The organism is Mesorhizobium sp. M5C.F.Ca.IN.020.32.2.1 (assembly GCF_004023105.1).
Lineage (GTDB): Bacteria > Pseudomonadota > Alphaproteobacteria > Rhizobiales > Rhizobiaceae > Mesorhizobium > Mesorhizobium wenxiniae.
In genome coordinates, this window is sequence record NZ_RZSX01001255.1 from 1 (window position 1) to 1307 (window position 1307).

Consider the following 1307-nt stretch of genomic DNA (forward strand, 5'->3'; position numbering starts at 1 on the left):
CGCCCTGTGCGGTGACGCCGTGATTGCCGGCAAAGACGAAGACTTTGACGCGGCCGAGCTTCGGCATGTCGCGGCCCTGCCAGCGCGCAAGCCAGGCCGCTATGGTTTCCAGCCGGCCGAGACTGCCTTGCGGCTTGGTCAACGTGTCCTGGCGGCGGGCGACAGCATTTGCCGCGGCGTCGCTGCCGGCAGGCAGGTCGAGGCAGGCCGCGCGTAATTCATCAAGCGATTTGAAAAGCATGGGGGCAAAGTCTCCGAAACAGAGTCAGGAAAGGCAAACGGAAGCGACGAGCAGTATTGCGATCTCGCCAAACTGCTGCAGCGCGCCGACCGTATCGCCGGTCTGGCCGCCGATCTGGTTGAGGCACAGCATACGGAAGGCGGCAAACAACAGGCCGAGCAGGATGAGCGCGGCGACCGCGCCACCGAACCCTAGCGTCAGCCCCGCCACAGCGCCGAGCACGGCGCCGGCAATGGCGGTTTCGGCCGACACGGTGCCTGCATCGGCCGAGAGACCGTCGCTGCGAGCCGGCGGCAACAGACGCATGAAAGCGCCGAGCAGGCCGCGCGAAGCGGCATGCGCAGCGATGAGAGCGACGAGAACTTGCACCGGGCTGCCGAATTCCGAAAGCACGCTCCAGCGGATCAGCAGCGAGAGGCCGAGCGCACAAGCGCCATAGGCGCCGATGCGGCTGTCGCGCATGATCTCCAGTTTTTTCTCGCGTGTCTTGCCGCCGCCAAAACCGTCGGCGACATCCGAAAGTCCGTCTTCATGCATGCAGCCGGTGGCGAGCAAGGTTGCGGCCAGGGTCAGTGCTGCTGCCGGACCGTCGGCAAGCCCGAGCCAGGTCCCGATCGCGTAAACCAAGGCGCCAATCAGAGCGACGGCGAGGCCGGCGACCGGCGCTGCCCAGATCGCGGCAGCAAGGCTGCGGTCCCGGAAATCGACGACCGGCAGCGGCAGCCGGGTGAAGAAGACGAAGCAGAGCGCGATGTCATCGAGCGCTTGGCGGGGCGAAGGGGGCATGTCCTTGAGTTTGAGCATGATCTATTCCGAAAACCGGTTCCTACTTTTCGCTGACGCGGACCTCCGGTTCGGGATCATGCTCTCGCCTCTCGCAATGGCATGGAAGAAGGTGCCGCTGACATGGCCGCGGCGGTAACCGGAGGCGCCGAGCGGATTGCCCTGGCCGTCAGCGAGGTCGGCCAATGGCTCGTCATTGCCGGTCGCGCTCATCTGCGCATAGTGGAATTCGTGACCGCGGATCAGCGTGCCCTGGGGCCCCAGTGGACAATCGGCGCGCAGC

The 1307-nt window shown here is 65.7% G+C and carries 2 protein-coding genes and 1 pseudogene; all 3 read right to left on the reverse strand.

Going from position 1 to position 1307, the window contains the following annotated elements:
• Nucleotides 1-241 (reverse strand): nicotinate-nucleotide--dimethylbenzimidazole phosphoribosyltransferase (locus tag EOA86_RS34920; RefSeq protein WP_164892336.1); only part of this gene is annotated, 241 nt, incomplete at its 3' end.
• Between the two features lie 24 nt (nucleotides 242-265).
• The gene (locus tag EOA86_RS34925; RefSeq protein ID WP_095518592.1) at nucleotides 266-1045 is read right to left on the reverse strand and encodes an adenosylcobinamide-GDP ribazoletransferase; all 780 of its coding nucleotides are present in this window, start codon (nucleotides 1043-1045) and stop codon (nucleotides 266-268) included.
• Between the two features lie 3 nt (nucleotides 1046-1048).
• Nucleotides 1049-1307: pseudogene (locus EOA86_RS34930) on the reverse strand (cobyrinic acid a,c-diamide synthase); the annotation flags it as partial.

Coding starts and splice junctions, on each gene's coding strand:
- EOA86_RS34925 (WP_095518592.1), bottom strand. CDS start 1,045: ATGCTCAAACTCAAGGACATGCCCCCTTCGCCCCGCCAAGCGCTCGAT.